16 protein-coding genes are annotated in these 17,379 nt (G+C 68.2%); 2 read left to right on the forward strand and 14 right to left on the reverse strand.

Translation table 11 applies throughout. The annotated features are described in order from the left end of the window. The first annotated feature begins 118 nt into the window (after nucleotides 1-118). Together AC57B8_RS33975 and AC57B8_RS33980 are read left to right on the forward strand one after the other, a co-directional pair. On the forward strand, nucleotides 119-862 hold the full coding sequence (locus AC57B8_RS33975) for a LysM peptidoglycan-binding domain-containing protein (RefSeq protein ID WP_496482066.1): 744 nt from the start codon (nucleotides 119-121) through the stop codon (nucleotides 860-862). 125 nt (nucleotides 863-987) lie between these two features. Next, complete coding sequence (locus AC57B8_RS33980) at nucleotides 988-1,287, forward strand: hypothetical protein (protein WP_495267287.1); 300 nt, start codon at nucleotides 988-990, stop codon at nucleotides 1,285-1,287. A gap of 16 nt (nucleotides 1,288-1,303) precedes the next feature. Here AC57B8_RS33980 and AC57B8_RS33985 read toward each other — a convergent pair whose 3' ends face one another. From AC57B8_RS33985 to ppk2, 14 genes are all read right to left on the reverse strand, one after another. Next, nucleotides 1,304-2,254 (reverse strand): VTT domain-containing protein, encoded by a 951-nt coding sequence (locus AC57B8_RS33985; protein WP_496482067.1) that lies wholly within the window; start codon nucleotides 2,252-2,254, stop codon nucleotides 1,304-1,306. 134 nt (nucleotides 2,255-2,388) lie between these two features. Further along, nucleotides 2,389-3,399, reverse strand: coding sequence for an aldo/keto reductase (locus tag AC57B8_RS33990; protein ID WP_095946666.1), 1,011 nt, complete (start codon nucleotides 3,397-3,399; stop codon nucleotides 2,389-2,391). An 89-nt stretch (nucleotides 3,400-3,488) separates the two neighbouring features. Then, nucleotides 3,489-5,039: an alkaline phosphatase D family protein gene (locus AC57B8_RS33995; protein WP_496482068.1), complete on the reverse strand. Its 1,551-nt coding sequence runs from the start codon at nucleotides 5,037-5,039 to the stop codon at nucleotides 3,489-3,491. Continuing rightward, a complete protein-coding gene (locus tag AC57B8_RS34000) occupies nucleotides 5,036-5,698 on the reverse strand; it encodes a hypothetical protein (RefSeq protein WP_496482069.1) in 663 nt (220 codons plus the stop codon). Before AC57B8_RS34000 ends, AC57B8_RS33995 begins: the two co-directional genes overlap by 4 nt. 88 nt (nucleotides 5,699-5,786) lie before the next feature. Then, nucleotides 5,787-7,043 carry an MFS transporter gene (locus tag AC57B8_RS34005; RefSeq protein WP_095744119.1) on the reverse strand — a complete coding sequence of 419 codons (1,257 nt, stop codon included), beginning with the start codon at nucleotides 7,041-7,043 and terminating at the stop codon, nucleotides 5,787-5,789. 110 nt (nucleotides 7,044-7,153) lie between these two features. After that, nucleotides 7,154-7,846 carry an urea ABC transporter ATP-binding subunit UrtE gene (gene urtE / locus AC57B8_RS34010; RefSeq protein ID WP_496482070.1) on the reverse strand — a complete coding sequence of 231 codons (693 nt, stop codon included), beginning with the start codon at nucleotides 7,844-7,846 and terminating at the stop codon, nucleotides 7,154-7,156. Between the two features lie 261 nt (nucleotides 7,847-8,107). Then, nucleotides 8,108-8,986: an urea ABC transporter ATP-binding protein UrtD gene (gene urtD, locus AC57B8_RS34015; RefSeq protein WP_062472201.1), complete on the reverse strand. Its 879-nt coding sequence runs from the start codon at nucleotides 8,984-8,986 to the stop codon at nucleotides 8,108-8,110. Continuing rightward, on the reverse strand, nucleotides 8,983-10,206 hold the full coding sequence (gene urtC / locus AC57B8_RS34020) for an urea ABC transporter permease subunit UrtC (protein ID WP_496482071.1): 1,224 nt from the start codon (nucleotides 10,204-10,206) through the stop codon (nucleotides 8,983-8,985). Before urtC ends, urtD begins: the two co-directional genes overlap by 4 nt. Continuing rightward, a complete protein-coding gene (gene urtB, locus AC57B8_RS34025) occupies nucleotides 10,203-11,750 on the reverse strand; it encodes an urea ABC transporter permease subunit UrtB (protein WP_496482261.1) in 1,548 nt (515 codons plus the stop codon). Before urtB ends, urtC begins: the two co-directional genes overlap by 4 nt. Nucleotides 11,751-11,913: 163 nt before the next feature. Beyond that, on the reverse strand, nucleotides 11,914-13,182 hold the full coding sequence (gene urtA, locus AC57B8_RS34030) for an urea ABC transporter substrate-binding protein (RefSeq protein WP_013543023.1): 1,269 nt from the start codon (nucleotides 13,180-13,182) through the stop codon (nucleotides 11,914-11,916). A gap of 117 nt (nucleotides 13,183-13,299) precedes the next feature. Continuing rightward, nucleotides 13,300-13,623 carry a nucleotide pyrophosphohydrolase gene (locus AC57B8_RS34035; protein ID WP_496482072.1) on the reverse strand — a complete coding sequence of 108 codons (324 nt, stop codon included), beginning with the start codon at nucleotides 13,621-13,623 and terminating at the stop codon, nucleotides 13,300-13,302. A gap of 45 nt (nucleotides 13,624-13,668) precedes the next feature. Next, nucleotides 13,669-15,105 carry an MFS transporter gene (locus AC57B8_RS34040; RefSeq protein WP_496482073.1) on the reverse strand — a complete coding sequence of 479 codons (1,437 nt, stop codon included), beginning with the start codon at nucleotides 15,103-15,105 and terminating at the stop codon, nucleotides 13,669-13,671. Between the two features lie 72 nt (nucleotides 15,106-15,177). After that, the gene (locus AC57B8_RS34045) at nucleotides 15,178-16,212 is read right to left on the reverse strand and encodes an extracellular catalytic domain type 1 short-chain-length polyhydroxyalkanoate depolymerase (protein WP_496482074.1); all 1,035 of its coding nucleotides are present in this window, start codon (nucleotides 16,210-16,212) and stop codon (nucleotides 15,178-15,180) included. Nucleotides 16,213-16,261: 49 nt separating this feature from the next. Continuing rightward, nucleotides 16,262-17,188, reverse strand: coding sequence for a polyphosphate kinase 2 (ppk2, locus tag AC57B8_RS34050; protein ID WP_496482262.1), 927 nt, complete (start codon nucleotides 17,186-17,188; stop codon nucleotides 16,262-16,264). Nucleotides 17,189-17,379 lie beyond the last annotated feature (191 nt).

Genomic DNA, 17,379 nt, shown 5'->3' on the forward strand with positions numbered 1-17,379 from the left:
CCTCGCGGCTTCGCGGAGAAATTCCGGGGAAGAAGGACCGGGTGACGTTGGGTGACAGTGTGCAGCGCCGAACCGGCCTACAACACGGGGACATCAACAAACGGAAGAGGGAGCACGTATGCGCAAGACGCAAAAGACGACGGCAGCCGAGACAGAGAATGAAGGCTGGAAGCGCGGCATCGACAACGCCGACAACAAGTGGAACAGCCACGACTGCGAGATCCGCTCGGCCGTCCATGAATACGACATGCACCTCTCTCGAACCAAGGGCTACGTCCCGTTGGACTGGCGCCTGGTGAAGGCCATGCTGTGGGTCGAAACGGGGGCCAAACGGCCGCAGTGGAAGACCCGCCCGATGCAGATCGGCAATACAGGAGATCTGGGCCTCCAGGCGCTGTTGGGTGGCAAGGACGGCGGTGACCTGATCCTCCCGCCCTCTTACCGCAGAAGCCTCTCCGTCGACGGCGTGCGCCGCGCGCCTGCCGACAACATCCGGGCGGGCATCGGCTATCTGCTGCTGCGCATGGCCAATTTCTCCTTTCAGAGCGTGCCCGATGCAGACACCCGCACCCATCAGGTCGTCGTGAAAGCTGGCGATACCCTGAACAGCATCGCCAGAGCGAAAGGCAGCACGCCAGAGGTGATGAAGCGGCTCAATCCGTTCGCACACATGCTTCAGCCCGGCGAGGTGCTGCACTACCAGAGGGCCTCGGTTCAGAGGGTCATCACAGGCTGGAAGCCCATCACGGTATCGGGAGCGGCAACTTACTACAACGTGGATGGCGATGCGACGTATGCAGACAAGCTCGGCTATGCCTTGGCGGCCGTTCGCAGAGGCTCCGAGGCAACCGCATGCAAGTAGGCCGAAACATCGGGCGGCGTCTCCTGGCACTCGCCTGCTCAGCAGTTATGGCTGGTCCCGCGCACGCCCACACATTCACCGGGAAGTTCACCGGCACGGGCCGGGCATGCAACGGTGTGCTCCACGTGCGCAGCCAGACCATCGAATGGCGGTCGAGTTTCAGCCGCTGCGCACGCAGCAGCTATGAGGTGCTGGACATGAGCCGCCCCGGCGAACCCCGGCGGATGGCCTTTCGCTTCAAGGCACGCGGCGACAAGTGCTTGTATGAAGTCGTCGCGCTCGAACAGGTGGATGGCACCGACTGGACGGCCGATGGCTATCCGTCGCTCGAGGCCTACCGAAAGAAGGACGTCCCCGGCTGGCAGGACTCACCCCTGCCCGCCCGGCTCGTTCTCCAGTGCCCGATGACACAACAGCTGCGATGAGCAGCAGCGAAGCGGGTCAGTGCAGGCTCGTAGGCCGCCCCGACGCCACCCACGCATCAAGCCCGCCCGTCAGTGGCAGCGCCCGCCGCGCCCCGCGCGCCAGCAGCACGCGCGCGGCCTGCGCGGCCGAGACTTCGTTGGGGCAGTTGCAGTACAGCACCACGTCGCGGTCGGGGTCGATGGTGAGGTCAAGGTTGCGCTGCTGCAGCGCCTTGAGGGTGTACGACAGCGCGCCCGGAATGCGGCGCGGGTCGACCTGCACGCCGGCTTCGCCGCGCACGTCGATCACCAGCGGCGGCACGTCGCCGCTCATCAGGTCGAACAGCTCGTCGACGCTGATGCGCGGCATGCCGGTGAGCCGCGCGAAGGCGCGGCGGCGCCAGTAGCGCACGGCGAGCATCACGAGCAGCACCACGCCCAGCGCGGCGGTGGCGATGCCGCCGGCCTGCGCCAGCACGGCGAGCACCTGCTGGATCTGGTCGCGAAAGAGCCAGCCCAGGCCGAGGAACAGGCCCGTCCAGACCAGCGCGGCCACGATGTCGAAGCCGACAAAGCGCCGCACCGACATGCCCAGCGCGCCGGCCATGGGCGGCGCCACCACGGACACGCCGGGCACGAACTTGGCGGCCACGAGCGACATGCCGCCCCAGTCGGAAATGAGCGATTCGCCGCGCCGCACGCAGGAGTCCTGCGACAGCGAGATGCGGCACAGCAGCCGCATGAAGCGGTAGCCGAAGCGGCGCCCGGCATAGAACCACGCGCCGTCGCCCAGCAGGTTGGCGACCACGGCGGCCAGCACCACGCCGACCACCGACACGTCGCCCGCCGCCAGCAGCGCGCCGGTGACGACCAGCACGGCCGCGGCCGGCACGGGCAGGCCCAGGCGCGCGGCAAAGCTGGCGGCAAACACCACCAGGATCGCGTTCTGCACCAGCAGCGACATCAGCTGCGCCATGCGGGCCGCCATTCGGTCGTTGCCAGGGGCCGCAGGGCGGCGCGCCGGGAAGGGGTGTGGGATGTGGTCATGCCGGGCGCGATTCTCCCGCATGGCCCAAGCACGTACTGCGCGCAGGCCATCCGGGCGCCCGCACGCCCGTTCGCTCAGCGGGGCGCGTCGCCCTTGCGGTACTCGGCGGTGAGCGCGTCGAGCTTCTGCTTGAGCGCCGGGTCGAGCACGTAGCTGGCGGCGGCCACGGTGGCGTCAAGCTGTTCGGGGCGGCTGGCGCCCAGCAGCGGCGCGGTGATCAGCGGGTTGGCCATGACCCACGCCACGGCCAGCGTGGCCAGCGGCACGCCGGCTTCGTCGGCCAGCGCGTGCAGCTGGGTCACGGTGTCGAAGCTGCGGTCGTTCCAGTAGCGGTCCTGGTACATGCCGCCGGCGGTGCCGAGGGTGAAGCGGGTGTTTTCCTCGGGCTTGGCGCCGGGCTTGTACTTGCCGGTGAGCAGGCCGCCGGCCAGCGGGTTGTAGGGAATCACGCCCAGGCCCTCTTCCGCGGCGAGCGGCAGCAGTTCGCGCTCGATCTCGCGGAACAGCAGGCTGTAGCGCGGCTGCACCGACACGAAGCGCGTGAACCGGTGCAGCTCGGCCTTGCCCAGCGCGCGGGCCAGGCGATAGGCCAGGAAGTTCGACACGCCGATGTAGCGCGCACGGCCCGACTTGACGATGACGTCGAGCGCCTCGAGGCTTTCTTCGAGCGGCGTCTCGCGGTCGTCCATGTGCAGCTGGTACAGGTCGACGTGGTCGGTCTTCAGGCGCTTGAGCGACAGGTCGATGGCGTCGAGCAGGTGCTTGCGCGAGGCACCCTGGTCCCAGGGGTTGGGGCCGACCTTGTTGACGGCCTTGGTGGCGACCACGAAGCGGCGGCGGCCCGCGGGGCCCTGCTTGTCGAGCCAGTTGCCGATGATCTCTTCGGTGCGGCCGGTGGTCTCGATGGTGCCGCCCAGCGGGTACACGTCGGCGGTGTCGAGGAAGTTGATGCCGGCGTCGGCGGCCTTGTCCAGGATCTGGTGCGACACGGCCTCGTCGGTCTGCAGGCCGAAGGTCATGGTGCCCAGGGCCAGGCGGGACACGGTGAGGCCGGTACGGCCCAGGCGGGTGGTGGGGATGCTCATGCAGGCTCGCTCCGAGAAGATGGGAGAGGGAGGAAAAGAGGCGGCGGCCATCATAGGCACGGCCGCGCATTCCTGCAGGCGCTGGAGATTCAGGTGGATTCGAGGTGCACGCCGGGCGCGCCGCGTTCGACCGAGAAGCGGGCCATGGCCGCGACGGCGGAATCGGCGTTCTTCTCGTCGTCCACCGCGCGGAACTCGACGGCGCAGCCGCGCGCGTCGAGCGTCATGAGGCCGTAGCCGCGCTTGTCGGCGCGGCCGTAGCGCAGGTGTTCGTTCTTCGCGCGCATGTGGGCCACGCTGGCGGCGCTCGGCCCTTCGGAGGTGATGGCGCCGCCGACGAACTCGGTCGCGACGACGGGCCCCTGCGGCTCGCGGCGCAGGTCGGCGGCCCAGAAGGCGTGCACATCGCCGCCGAGCACCAGCGCATCGCCGCCGCGCGACGGGTTGGCGGCCAGCGCGTCGAGCAGGCGCGTGCGCGCGGCGGCGTAGCCGTCCCAGCCGTCCATCCAGTAGCCGTGGCCGGGGCCGCGCTGGCGGTCGGTTTCGGCGAGCAAGGTGGGTTGGGCGATGACGGTCCAGCGCGCCGGCGGCGTGGCGAGTTCGTTCGCGAGCCAGGCTTCCTGCTGCATGCCGAGCAGGCTGCGCTCCGGGGCCAGCCGGTCGGCGCAGTCGGCCAGCGGCTTGGTGCTGCGGCCCGGGAGGCAGGCGTGGTGCGAACGGTACTGGCGGCCGTCGAGCAGCATCACATCGAGCATGCGGCCGAAGCGGTGACGGCCGTAGATGGTCGCGCCCGCGCCGCGCGGGCGCATGTGGGCGGGCACGGGCATGTGCTCGTACCAGGCCTGGTAGGCGGCGGCGCGGATCGCCAGGAACTGCGCCGGGTCGGGCGTGCGCGGCGAGACGTCGTCGGTGTAGTCGTTGGCGACCTCGTGGTCGTCCCAGGTCACGAGCCAGGGAAAGGCGGCGTGCGCGGCCTGCAGGTGCGGGTCGGTCTTGTAGAGCGCGTAACGGTTGCGAAAGCCCGCCAGGTCGGTGGGAATGCCGCCCTCGTGCCGGCGCACGTTGTGCGAGCCGCGCGAGCTTTCGTAGATGTAGTCGCCCAGGTGCACGACGAAGTCGAGCGGCTGCGCGGCCATGTCGCGGTAGGCGGCGTAGTAGCCCTCCTCGTACTGCTGGCACGAGGCGAAGGCGAAGCGCAGCGGCTGCACGGCGGCGTCATCGTCGGCCGGCGCGGTGCGCGTGCGGCCGACGGGGCTGCGCACGCCGGCGGCGGTGAAGCGGTACCAGTAAGGGCGGCCGGGGCGCAGGCCCTGTACTTCGACGTGCACCGAGTGCGCGAGGTCGGCCTCGGCGCTGGCGATGCCCTTGGTCACGATGCGGCGAAAGCGCTCGTCCTCGGCCACCTCCCATTGCACCGCCACAGGCGCATCGCCCATGCCGCCGCCCTGCACCGGCTCGGGCGCGAGCCGCGTCCACAGCACCATGCCGTCCGGCCGCGGCGCGCCCGAGGCGACGCCCAGCGTGAACGGGTCGCGCGTGGCCGAGGACTGGGCGTGCAGGTGCAGGAAGGGATGGCCGAGCGCGGCGGCAGCGAGGCCGGTGTGCAGGAGGCGTCGGCGGGTGAAAAACGGAGTGGTCATCGGGCGTCCTTCTTGGCGCGTCGCTCGGCGATCTCGAGGTCGATCGATGCCTGCAGGCGCGCTTGCCGGTCGAGCTCCCTCTGCCGGGTGTCGACGCTCGTGTACTCGCGGTCGATCAACGCCTGCAGGCGCGCCAGCTGCGTGAGATCCATCTCGCGGGTGTTGGCGCTCGCGTGCTCGAAGTCGATCGACGCCTGCGGGCGCACTGGCCGCTCGGGCTCTTTCGGATGGGTGTCGACGCCACTCGTGCGCAGGTCTTCGCTCGACTGCGAAGAAGCACCACCGGAGCGTCCCTCCCAGATCACCAATGCGCCTACGAGAAAGAGCACCGCGAACATGAATTCCATGGCGACGGGGTTCAGGTCGTCCTTGAGGATCGGCTTGAGCGAGCCGTCCAACCGATCTTTCGGGGGCAGCAGGACCGCGACCTTCTTGCCCACGGGGCGTGGATCGAACTTGCCGCCGCTGCGTGCGTACAAGACAGCCCGTCGGCCGTCGGGCCGGACGTAGTCGACCCGGACCTCTGTGTTGCCGGCGCCGGTGACGACACCCTCGACCTTGTCGTAAGAAAAAAGAATGACCGCGGCATCAAGCGCCGACAGCAGCGCGACACACAGCATGGCGACGCCCATCGCCGCGAGGCACACCGCCACAAACACTCGAAGGATCTGCATGGACTCCAGCCGTCAGGAACGTGCCTGATTCTGGCGCCCTTCTCTTACAGCACCGCTGCCGCAGACCGGTGTCTCAGCCCGCCGACCCTTCACAAACCACAGCCACCGGCCGCCGCGCATCCGCGCGCGCGCTCGCCACGGCCCAGGCAAAGATGCCCACGCCCGCCAGTGCCAGCAGCGCGCCGACCCAGCCGGTCGAGGTCCAGCCCAGGCCGGCCGCAATGGCGACGCCGCCGAGCCAGGCGCCGAGGGCGTTGGCCATGTTGAAGGCCGAGTGGTTGAGCGCGGCGGCGAGCGTTTGCGCGTCGCCGGCCACGTCCATCAGGCGGATCTGCAGGGCCGGGCCGATGGCGACGGTGGTGCCGATGAGGAACACGGTGAAGGCCGCCGTCACGACGTGGTGCGCCGCGAAGGTGAAGCTGGCGAGCACGAGCGCCGCGTAGACCAGCACGCCGCCGATGGTGCGCATGAGCGACTTGTCGGCCAGCCGCGAGCCCACGAGGTTGCCGGTGACCATGCCCAGGCCGAACAGCGCGAGCACAAAAGGCACGCCGCCCAGCGGCAGGCCGGCCACCTCGATCAGCGTGGGCTTGATGTAGCTGAACACGGCGAACATGCCACCGAAGCCGATGGCGCCGATGCCCAGCGTGAACCACACCTGCTTGCGCTTGAGCGCGCCGAGTTCGCGCCAGGGGCTGGCGCCGGCGGCGGGTGCGATATCGGGCACGTCGCGGCGCAGCAGCACCACGGCAACGAGCGCGATGACGCCCACGAACACGAAGGCCGCGCGCCAGCCGAACAGCTGGCCCAGCCACGCCGCAATGGGCACGCCGACCAGCGTGGCGCCGGTGAGCCCCAGCATCACGAGGCCGACGGCGCGTGCGCGCCGCCCCGGTGGCGCGAGCGTGGCGGCCACGAGCGCGGCCACGCCGAAGTAGGTGCCGTGCGGCAGGCCGGTGGCAAAGCGCAGCAGGTTGAGCGACAGGTAGCCGGGCGCCATCGCGCTGGCGAAGTTGCCGGCCGCGAACACGGCCATCAGCGCGATCAGCAGTGCGCGTCGGCCCCAGCCGGCGGCCAGCACCGCGAGCACGGGCGCGCCGATGACCACGCCCAGCGCGTAGGCGCTGATGACGTGGCCGGCCTGCGGGATGGTGACGGCGATATCCTTCGCGACCTCGGGCAGCAGGCCCATGATGACGAACTCGCCGGTGCCGATGGCAAAGCCGCCGACGCCCAATGCGAGCACCGCGCGCAGGAACTGGGCGGACGAGACGGACGGTGCAATGGCGGTGGTTTCCGCGCCTTCGCGGGCGGACGGTGAGGCGTTCAAGGCCGGGCTCCTGGGGGGGTGCCCGGCGGACGCGGGCAAGGCCCGATTCTAGGGTAAACCCTTAAATTGTGAAGATGCTCTCGTGCGGCGCGTCGGTACCGTCTTGCAATTCAGATCGCAACCAACTGCCGCACGCCCTGCGCTTCCATGTCCTTGCCCAGGCCGCGCGCAATGACTTCGCCGCGCTCCATCACGAGGTAGTCGTCGGCCAGCTCCTGCGCGAAGTCGTAGTACTGCTCGCACAGCACGATGGCCATGTCGCCGCGGTCGGCGAGCATGCGGATGACACGGCCGATGTCCTTGATGATGCTGGGCTGGATGCCTTCGGTGGGCTCGTCGAGGATCAGCAGCTTGGGCTTGGGCGCGAGGGCGCGGGCGATGGCCAGTTGCTGCTGTTGCCCGCCTGACAGGTCCCCGCCTCTTCTGTTGATCATCTGCTTGAGCACGGGGAACAGTTCGAACAGCTCCGCAGGAATCGGCGTGCCGCCGCTCTTGTAAGCCAGGCCCATGCGCAGGTTCTCCTCGACCGTGAGCCGCGCGAAGATCTCGCGGCCCTGCGGCACGAAGCCGATGCCGGCCCTGGCCCTGTCGTAGGGCGTGGCCTTGTGGATCGGCTTGCCTTCGAGTTCGATGCTGCCGCTCTTGATGGGCACCAGGCCCATGAGCGACTTCAGCAGCGTGGTCTTGCCGACGCCGTTGCGGCCGAGCAGCACGGTGACCTTGCCCAGGTGCGCCTCGAAACTCACGTCCCGCAGGATGTGGGAGCCGCCGTAGTACTGGTGGATGTTCTTGACTGTCAGCATTGGCTTGCGCCTTCCATAGCATTGGCAAGAGGTACCCGGCAGGCGGCACGGCGCGGTCGGCCCCACTGTGCCGGCCCTTCGGGCTGCCCTGCGGTGCTCGCGTTTCGCGGGGTCTCGCAGAACTCGCTTCGCTCAGACAGCTGCGAGCCCTGATCCGCGAAACGCTGTGCTCCTCGGCGGCACAGAGGGGCCGCCCACACCGTACCGCCCGCCGGGCACTTGTCGTGGGTTGAGCGTCGGCCGCTTCGGCGTCGAGTGATTTCAGCGGCCAAGGTAGACCTCGATGACGCGCTCGTCGGCCTGCACCTCGTCGAGCGTGCCTTGGGCCAGCACCGAGCCGTCGCACAGCACGGTCACGATCTCGGAGATGGTGCGGATGAAGCTCATGTCGTGCTCCACCACCATCAGCGAATGCTTGCCCTTGAGCGTGAGGAACAGCTCAGCGGTGCGCGCGGTTTCCTCGTCGGTCATGCCGGCCACGGGCTCGTCGAGCAGCAGCAGCTTCGGGTCCTGCATGAGCAGCATGCCGATTTCGAGCCACTGCTTCTGGCCATGGCTCAGGTTGCCGGCCAGGCGCGACACGCTGTCGGCGAGGTGGATGGTTTCCAGCACTTCGGCCAGGCGATCGCTCTGCGCCGAGTCGAGCTTGAACAGCATCGAGGCGCGCACGCCCTTGTCGGTCTTCAGTGCGAGCTCGAGGTTCTCGAACACGGTGAGGTGCTCGAACACCGTCGGCTTCTGGAACTTGCGGCCGATGCCCAGCTGCGCGATGTCGGCCTCGCGATGGCGCAGGAGGTCGATGGTGCTGCCAAAGAACACGGTGCCCGAATCGGGCCGGGTCTTGCCGGTGATGATGTCCATCATCGTGGTCTTGCCCGCGCCGTTGGGGCCGATGATGCAGCGCAACTCGCCCGGCGCGATGTCCAGCGAGAGCTTGTTGATGGCCTTGAAGCCGTCGAAGCTCACGCTCACGTCTTCGAGGTACAGGATGCGGCCGTGGGTGATGTCGACCTCGCCCGGCGTGACATGGCGACCGAAGTCGGCGGTGCGGCCACCCGATTCGGTCTGGCCCGTGGCCGCGTGCAGGCCGGCTGCGCGTGCGGCGCGCTCGGCGCCGGCTTCCATCAGGTCGGGCGTCATGCGCGGGCTCCCTTCACATCGGCGACCAGGGGCGCCTGCACCGTCGCTTCGGGCTCGGCATGCGAGGCGACGGGCTCGCGCCGCGCTTCCTTCGCGGCCGGCGCCGCGGCCTTCTGCGTCTTCTCGCGCGACAACCACTTGCGCACCAACCCCACGATGCCGTTCGGCAGGAACAGCGTGACAGCAATGAACAAGGCACCCAGGAAGTACAGCCAGTACTCGGGGTAGGCCACGGTGAGCCAGCTCTTGGCGCCGTTGACGATGAAGGCGCCGATGATCGGACCGATCAGCGTGGCGCGCCCACCGACTGCGGCCCACACCGCGATCTCGATGGAGTTGGCCGCGCTCATCTCGCCCGGGTTGATGATGCCGACCTGCGGCACGTACAGCGCGCCGGCCACGCCGCACATCACGGCGGAGATGACCCAGATCGTGAGCTTGTACGGCAGCGGGTTGTAGCCCGAGAACATCACGCGCGTTTCAGCATCGCGAATGGCCTGCAGCACGCGGCCGAACTTGCTGCCGATGAGCCACTTGGCGAACAGGAAGAAGCCCAGCAGCGTGAGGCCGGTGAGTGCGAAGAGCGTCATGCGCATCTCCTGCGTGGCGATGGGAATGTTCAGGATGCGCTTGAAGTCGGTGAAGCCGTTGTTGCCGCCGAAGCCCGTCTCGTTGCGGAAGAACAGCAGCATGGCCGCGAAGGTCATGGCCTGCGTGATGATCGAGAAATACACGCCCTTGATGCGCGAGCGGAAGGCGAAGAAGCCGAACACGAAGGCGATGAGGCCGGGCACCGCCACGATGAGCAGCAGCGTCATGCCGAAGCTGCCGCTGAAAGTCCAGTGCCAGGGCAGTTCCTTCCAGTCGAGGAACACCATGAAGTCGGGCAGGTCGCTCTTGTAGTTGCCGTCGCGGCCGATCTGGCGCATGAGGTACATCCCCATCATGTAGCCGCCGAGCGCGAAGAACAGGCCGTGGCCGAGCGACAGGATGCCGGTGTAGCCCCAGATCAGGTCCATGGCCAGCGCGCAGATGGCGTAGCACATGATCTTGCCGACCAGCGCCACCGCGTAGTCGCTCATGTGCAGCGGGCTGTCGACCGGCACCCACATGTTGAGCACGGGTGCCACGGCGCACACCACGATGAGCGCGACGAAGAAGGCCGTCCAGCCTTTGCCGCTCAGCAGCGGCCCCTTGGTTGGCAATGTGACCTTGCTCATGCTTCTGCGCTCCGGCCCTTCATGGCGAAGATGCCCTGAGGTCTCTTTTGAATGAAGATGATGATGAAGACAAGCACCGCGATCTTCGCGAGCACCGCGCCCGCCCAGCCTTCGATGAACTTGTTGAGAATGCCCAGCCCCAGCGCCGCATACACGGTGCCCGCGAGCTGGCCGACGCCGCCCATCACGACCACCATGAAGCTGTCGACGATGTAGCTCTGGCCGAGGTCGGGGCCGACGTTGCCGATCTGGCTCAGCGCGCAGCCCGCCAGGCCCGCGATGCCCGAACCGAGCGCGAAGGCATAGGTGTCGATGCGCGCCGTGTTCACGCCCATGCACGAGGCGATCGGGCGGTTCTGCGTGACGCCGCGCACGAACAGGCCCAGGCGCGTCTTGCCGATGAGCCAGCCCATCGCAAGCAACACCAGAGCGGCAAAGACGATGATGCAGATGCGGTTCCACGGCAGCGTGACGTTGCTCAGCATGGTGAAGCCGCCGCTCATCCAGCCGGGGTTCTCCACACCGACGTTCTGCGCGCCGAACAGCGAGCGCACCAGCTGCTGCAGCATCAGGCTGATGCCCCAGGTGGCGAGCAGCGTCTCGAGCGGACGGCCGTAGAGGAAGCGGATCACGCCACGCTCGAGCACCGCGCCCACGAGCGCCGAGGCGAGGAAGGACACGGGAATGGCGGCCACCAGGTACCAGCCGAAGGCCGCCTCGGGCATGTACTTCTGGAAGATGCCTTGCATCACGTAGGTGGCGTAGGCGCCGATCATCATCAGCTCGCCGTGCGCCATGTTGATGACGCCCATCAGCCCGTAGGTGATGGCCAGGCCGAGCGCGGCGAGCAGCAGCACCGAGCCCAGGCTGATGCCGCTGAACACGGCGTTGATGCGGTCGCCCCAGACCAGCGCGCCGTCGATGTTGGCGATCGATGCGGTGATGGCCGCCTTCACGTCGGCTTCGGTCTCGTCGGCCAGGCGCTGGTTCAGCAGCAGCTTGGTGTCGGGGCTGCGGTTGTTGCCCAGCTCCTTGGCCGCGGCCAAGCGCTTGGCCTTGTCGGCGCTGGTGAGCATGCTGGCGGCACGCACGAGTTCGAGCTGCGCCTTGATCTTCGGATTCGTCTCGGCGGCCAGCGCCTTCTCGACCATCGGAATGCGCGATTCGTCGGGCTCCTTGAAGAGCGCCTGCGCGGCTTCGGCGCGCACCGCGTCGTCGGTGCTCGTGAGCTTGAGTGCGGCCTGTGCGGCATCGAGTGCGCCGCGCATGAGGTTGTTGTTGACGACGTCCTCGGCGGTGTCGGGCACCTTCAGCTCGGAGCCGGTGACGGGGTCGAAGCCCTTGTCGTCCTTCATCACGAAGACCTTGTCTTCGGTGTACTTCACGGCGTCGTCGGACATCGCCTGGATGAACGCGGCGGTCTTGTCGTCGGCAGTGAGGACGGCCTTGTTGAGTGCGGCGATGCGGGCTTCGGATTCGCCGGAGGCGATGGCCTTGGCTTCGTCGGCGGTCAACGCATGGACGGGCGCTGCTGCCAGCAGCAACAGCGCCGTCGTGCAGGAAAAAATTGAGCGCAGTAATGGATGCACAGCGTTTCTCTCATTCGGGAACACCGAGGAACCGGCTTTGCCGGCCCTCAGGTGTTGCCCCCGGGTAGGGGGTTGGCGAAGCGACACGAAGTGCGCGCAGCCTGGGGGCGAGCCCCAGTTACATCGACTTGCCAGCGGGGTAATCCGGCTTCTTGTCGTTGCCTTCGATGTACGGGCTCCACGGCTTGGCCTTGACCGGGCCCGGCGTCTTCCACACCACGCTGAACTGCCCGTCGGCCTTGATCTCGCCGATGAACACGCTCTTGTGCAGGTGATGGTTCTTCTCGTCCATCTTCGAAACGATGCCCGACGGTGCCGTGAAGGTCTGGCCGGCCATCGCCGCGATCACCTTGTCGGTGTCGGTGCTCTTGGCCTTCTCGACCGCCTGCTTCCACATGTGGATGCCGATCCAGGTGGCTTCCATCGGGTCGTTGGTGAGCGGCTTGTCCTTGTGGCCGGCGATGTTCTTGGCCTTGGCGTAGTCGCTCCACTGCTTGATGAACGCCGTGTTGGTCGGGTTCTTGATCGACATGAAGTAGTTCCATGCCGCGAGGTGGCCCACGAGCGGCTTGGTGTCCACGCCGCGCAGTTCTTCTTCGCCCACCGAGAAGGCGACGACCGGCACGTCCTTGGCCTTCAGGCCCGCGTTGCCCAGTTCCTTGTAGAAGGGCACGTTGGAGTCGCCGTTGATGGTCGACACCACCGCCGTCTTGCCACCGGCCGAGAACTTCTTGATGTCGGCGACGATGGTCTGGTAGTCGCTGTGGCCGAAGGGGGTGTACTTCTCGTCGATGTCCTTGTCGGCCACGCCTTTGCTCTTGAGGTAGGCACGCAGGATCTTGTTGGTGGTGCGGGGGTACACGTAGTCGGTGCCCAGCAGCACCCAGCGCTTGGCGCCGCCGCCTTCCTTGCTCATCAGGTAGTCGACGGCCGGAATGGCTTGCTGGTTGGGCGCGGCGCCCGTGTAGAACACGTTCTTGGAGAGCTCTTCACCCTCGTACTGCACGGGGTAGAACAAGAGGCCGTTCATTTCCTCGACCACCGGCAGCACCGACTTGCGCGACACCGAGGTCCAGCAGCCGAAGATCACCGAGACCTTGTCCTGGCCGAGCAGCTGCTTGGTCTTTTCAGCGAAGAGAGGCCAGTTGGAGGCCGGGTCGACCACCACGGGCTCCAGCTGCTTGCCCAGCACGCCGCCCTTCTTGTTGATGTCGTCGATGGCCATCAGCACCGTGTCCTTCAACACGGTTTCCGAGATGGCCATCGTGCCCGACAGCGAGTGCAGCACGCCGACCTTGATGGTGTCGGCGGCGAATGCAGGCGCAGCAGAAATGCTGGCCAGCGCGACGGCGGCGGTGAGCGCCTTGAGTGTGAAACGACGTTGCATGTGGACTCCTGCTCCGGGTGGGTTGAACCTTGTCGACAGCGCGGGGCTGGCGATGGAGAGGAGTCTGCGGAACGCACCACAAAGGGGAAATACGCCGGGTGGCGTACACGGAGGTACTCAGGCGGGTGGCGGGGCCGGGTACTTCACCGCGTTGGCGAGCATCTTGTGCTTCGCCGCCTCGACCGGGTCGATGCCGAGCTTGTCGGCCAGCTGCAGCAGATAGAGCAGAACGTCGGCGATCTCGGTACCGATCTCGGCGCGCTGGTCTTCAGGCAGCGCCCGGCTTTGCGCTTCGGTGAGCCACTGGAAATGCTCGAGCAGCTCGGCCGCTTCGACCGACAGCGCGGCGGCGAGGTTCTTGGGGAAGTGGAATTGCTCCCAGTCGCGGGCTTGTGCGAAGTCGCGCAAGGCCTGGGTCAGTGCTTGAAGTTCGGTGGCCATGTCAATCCTGCGGGGGTCTGCCGCGAGTTTGGCATGGCCGCCCGGCTACGCCATGCGACCTCCCCGCCCATGCAGCACCGCCACCAGCAGCGCCGACACCATCAGATAAACCAGCGCCACACCGAACGCGGCTGTGTAGTCCCCCTCGCCCCCCAACTGCCCATAGAACAGGATCCCGACCAACGCCACCCCCAGCGCATTGCCCGCCTGCTGCACCATCGACAGCACGCCCGAGGCCACGCCCGCGTGCTGCGGCGGCAGGCCGGCCAGCACGGTGGACACCAGGGGCGCCATCACCATGCCGAGCCCCGCGCCCTGCACGAACAGCAGCGGCACCATCCACGCCACGACATGCGTGTGCCCCGGCCAGCCGGCCACGTTGGCGCACTGCAGCGCATGCCCCGCCGCGAGCACGAGGGCGCCGAGCGCGATCGGTGGCGTGCCGCCGAAGCGGCGGGCGATGCGGGCGCCGGCCATCGAGGTCGCGAAGAAGCCGACGGCCAGCGCCGTGAAGACGATGCCCGAGTGAAGCGCGCCCAGCCCCATCCCCTGCTGCAGATAGAGCGCGAGCACGAAATAGAACGAGGCGTTGCCCGCATAGAAGGCCAGCGTGGTGAGCAGCCCGGTCACGAAGCGGCGGTTGGCGAGCAGCACGGGCGCCACCAGCGGCGCACCGCCGCGTGCCGCAAGGCGGCGCTGCTGCCCCGCGAAGAAGCCCCACAGCGGCACGGCGGCGGCCAGGCACAGCCAGCTCCACAGCGGCCAGCCCTGCTGGCGCCCTTCGACCAGCGGCAGCACCACGGCCACCGACCCGGCCGCGACCAGCGCCATGCCGGCGAGGTCGAGCCGACTGTCGCCGCGGCCCTGCGCCAGCGGCGGCACCACGCGCGGCGCGAGCACGAGTGCCAGCAGGCCGATGGGCACGTTGATGAGAAAGCAGCTGCGCCAGCCGAGGCCCGCGAGGTCGGCATGGATCAGCGCGCCGCCCACCAGCTGCCCCAGCGTGGCCGCCAGGCCCAGCGTGAGGCCGTAGGCCGCGAAGGCGCGCGTCCGGTCTTCGCCCGCGTAGGCCAGGCCGATCATCGCGAGCACCTGCGGCTGCAGCAGCGCGCCGGCCAGGCCCTGCAGCAGGCGCGCGGCCACGAGCAGCCCGGCGTTCGGCGCCACGCCGCAGGCGGCCGAGGCGAGCGTGAACAGCAGCAGGCCGAGCATGAACATGCGGCGTCGACCGAACAGGTCGCCAAGCCGCCCGCCCGTGACCAGCCCCGCGGCGGTGGCCAGGCCGTAGCCCGCCACCACCAGCTGCAGGGTGCCCGCGCTGGCCTGCAGGTCGTGCTGCATCGATGGCAGCGCGACGTTGACGATGAAGAAATCGAGCACCACCAGGAAGGTGCCACTGAGCATGACCCACAGGCCCAGCCGGCCCGGTGTGGCGGACGTGATCGATGGGGCAGAAGAAGCGGCAGGGTTCGACGAGGTCATGGCCCCCACTGTCGGCACCGGCCGGCATCGCGGCAATGACCTGCGAGGTCATGCGCGCAGGGCGCCGCGCGCTCAGCGCTTGTCGAATTGCGCGGACGCAAAGGCCCACGTCATGCGCGTGGCGTCGGGCCCGAGCGGGTCGCTGAACAGCTGCCCCCGCGACCCGCCGCTCCACGAGTGGCCGAGCCCCGCGATCTCGCACAGCGTGACCAGGGTGCGGCCCTGGCGCTTGAAGTCGGTCACGCGCATGGCGCGGCGCTGGCCGCGTTGCAGGTCGCGCGCCATGCCTGCGTGCGCGCCCACGGCGGTGGCCCAGACGGCCGCGCTGCTCATGGCGTTGCTGGGCGCCACCACGGCGTCGGCGTCGCCGTGCAGCACCAGCATCGGCGGCAGCGTCGTGAAGACGGCCGCCGCGCCCATGGCCTTGCCGACCGCGGTGACAGGCATCGGCGGCACGTGCTGTCCGCGCATGGCGCCGAGCGCGGTGGCCGACGACTTCGCGGCGCCGGGCGCCACGCCCGAGTGCATGACCACCGCGCGAAAGCGGTTCGGGTAGCGCGTGGCCAGCAGCGCCGCCATGCTCGCGCCCGCCGACAGGCCGGCCACGGCCACGCGGTCGCGGTCGACGGGGTACAGCATGCAGGCCTGGTCGACGGCGGCCATCAGCGTGGCGGCCTCGGCGTCGGCCTTGCCGGAGCGGCGCTCGTACCAGTTCCAGCAGCCCTGCGGATGGGCGATGCGGTCCTGCTCGGGGTAGAGCACCAGAAAACGCTGGCGCACCGCGAGCGCGTTCATGCGCGTGCTGGCCGCGAAGTCGCGACCGCTCTGGCCGCAGCCGTGCAGCATGACCATGAGCGGGAGTTTCTCGCCGGGCTGCAGCACCAGGTCGGCCGGACGGAACAGGTGATAGCCGCGCGCCCCACCCGCGCCCATCGCCATGCCGCTGATCCAGTCGCCCTTGCCGGGCGGCGGCTTGAGCCGCTTGGCGGTCGCGCGTTGCACCTGGCCGGCCACGCGCTTGCCGTTGCTCAGCGTGAGCTTGGTGAGCGCCTTCAGGTTGCGCTCATAGGCGCGGGCAAAGAAAGAAGCGGTGGAGCGACGGGCCATGGCGCAGTGTGCAGGCAAAGCGCCGGGCGGCCAAACGGCCGCGAAGCCTTCAGTAGATTTCCGGCACGATCATGCTGGCAGGGACGGGCTGGCGAAGATAGTCGTCATGCCGCTCGCGCGCCGGCAACTCGACCGGCGCGTGCGCCACTTCCTGGTAGGGCAGCTGGCCCAGCAGGTGGCTGATGCAGTTCAGGCGCGCCTTCTTCTTGTCGACGGCCTGAACCACCCACCACGGCGCCTCGGGGATATGGGTGCGCTCCAGCATGATCTCCTTGGCCTTGGTGTACTCCTCCCAGCGGCGGCGGCTCTCGAGGTCCATGGGGCTGAGCTTCCACTGCTTGAGCGGGTCGTGGATGCGGCCCAGGAAGCGCATGTGCTGCTCGTCGTCGGTGATGGAGAACCAGTACTTGATGACCTTGATGCCCGAGCGCACGAGCATCTTCTCGAACTCGGGCACGGTGCGGAAGAACTCCTCGTACTCGTCGTCGCTGCAAAAGCCCATCACGCGCTCGACGCCGGCGCGGTTGTACCAGCTGCGGTCGAACAGCACCATCTCGCCGGCGGCCGGCAGGTGCGCCACGTAGCGCTGGAAGTACCACTGCGTGCGTTCGCGGTCGTTGGGCGCGGGCAGCGCGGCCACGCGCGCCACGCGCGGGTTCAGGCGCTGGGTGATGCGCTTGATGACACCGCCCTTGCCCGCCGCGTCGCGGCCTTCGAAAAGAATGACCACCTTCTGCTTGCTGTGCTGCACCCAGTCCTGCAGCTTGACCAGCTCGCCCTGCAGGCGAAAGAGTTCCTTGAAGTAGGCCTGGCGCGCCGCCTTGTCGGACACGGAAGACGCTGCCGAGCCGGGGTCGAGCCCGTCGAGGTTGCGGTCTTCGATCTCCAGCTCGAGCTCTTCGTCGTAGCTGTCGATCAGGTCGCGGGCGATGCGTTGCATCAGGTCTTCGCGGTCGGGAAGTGCGCTCGTCAGCATGATGAAAAGGGGCAAGAGTGGCGGGTAGACAAAAAGCATGCTGCACCCGCCGCATGACGGCGGCGTGACGGTTTTGCGGCTGTTTTCTGTAAGCCGACACGCCGTTGTCACATGGCACGAACACCATCCGGGGCATGCTGGCAGCCCGCCAAACGGGCGTCTGCCTGTTCACATGTCTTTTCTGACCACGC

Source organism: Variovorax sp. BGA-UO-ETr-C22, assembly GCF_059567965.1.

Coding starts and splice junctions, on each gene's coding strand:
- AC57B8_RS33985 (WP_496482067.1), bottom strand. CDS start 2,254: ATGGCGGCCCGCATGGCGCAGCTGATGTCGCTGCTGGTGCAGAACGCG.
- AC57B8_RS33990 (WP_095946666.1), bottom strand. CDS start 3,399: ATGAGCATCCCCACCACCCGCCTGGGCCGTACCGGCCTCACCGTGTCC.
- AC57B8_RS34035 (WP_496482072.1), bottom strand. CDS start 13,623: ATGGCCACCGAACTTCAAGCACTGACCCAGGCCTTGCGCGACTTCGCA.
- AC57B8_RS34040 (WP_496482073.1), bottom strand. CDS start 15,105: ATGACCTCGTCGAACCCTGCCGCTTCTTCTGCCCCATCGATCACGTCC.
- urtD (WP_062472201.1), bottom strand. CDS start 8,986: ATGACGCCCGACCTGATGGAAGCCGGCGCCGAGCGCGCCGCACGCGCA.
- AC57B8_RS33975 (WP_496482066.1), top strand. CDS start 119: ATGCGCAAGACGCAAAAGACGACGGCAGCCGAGACAGAGAATGAAGGC.
- urtE (WP_496482070.1), bottom strand. CDS start 7,846: ATGCTGACAGTCAAGAACATCCACCAGTACTACGGCGGCTCCCACATC.
- AC57B8_RS33995 (WP_496482068.1), bottom strand. CDS start 5,039: ATGACCACTCCGTTTTTCACCCGCCGACGCCTCCTGCACACCGGCCTC.
- AC57B8_RS34045 (WP_496482074.1), bottom strand. CDS start 16,212: ATGGCCCGTCGCTCCACCGCTTCTTTCTTTGCCCGCGCCTATGAGCGC.
- urtA (WP_013543023.1), bottom strand. CDS start 13,182: ATGCAACGTCGTTTCACACTCAAGGCGCTCACCGCCGCCGTCGCGCTG.
- urtC (WP_496482071.1), bottom strand. CDS start 10,206: ATGAGCAAGGTCACATTGCCAACCAAGGGGCCGCTGCTGAGCGGCAAA.
- ppk2 (WP_496482262.1), bottom strand. CDS start 17,188: ATGCTGACGAGCGCACTTCCCGACCGCGAAGACCTGATGCAACGCATC.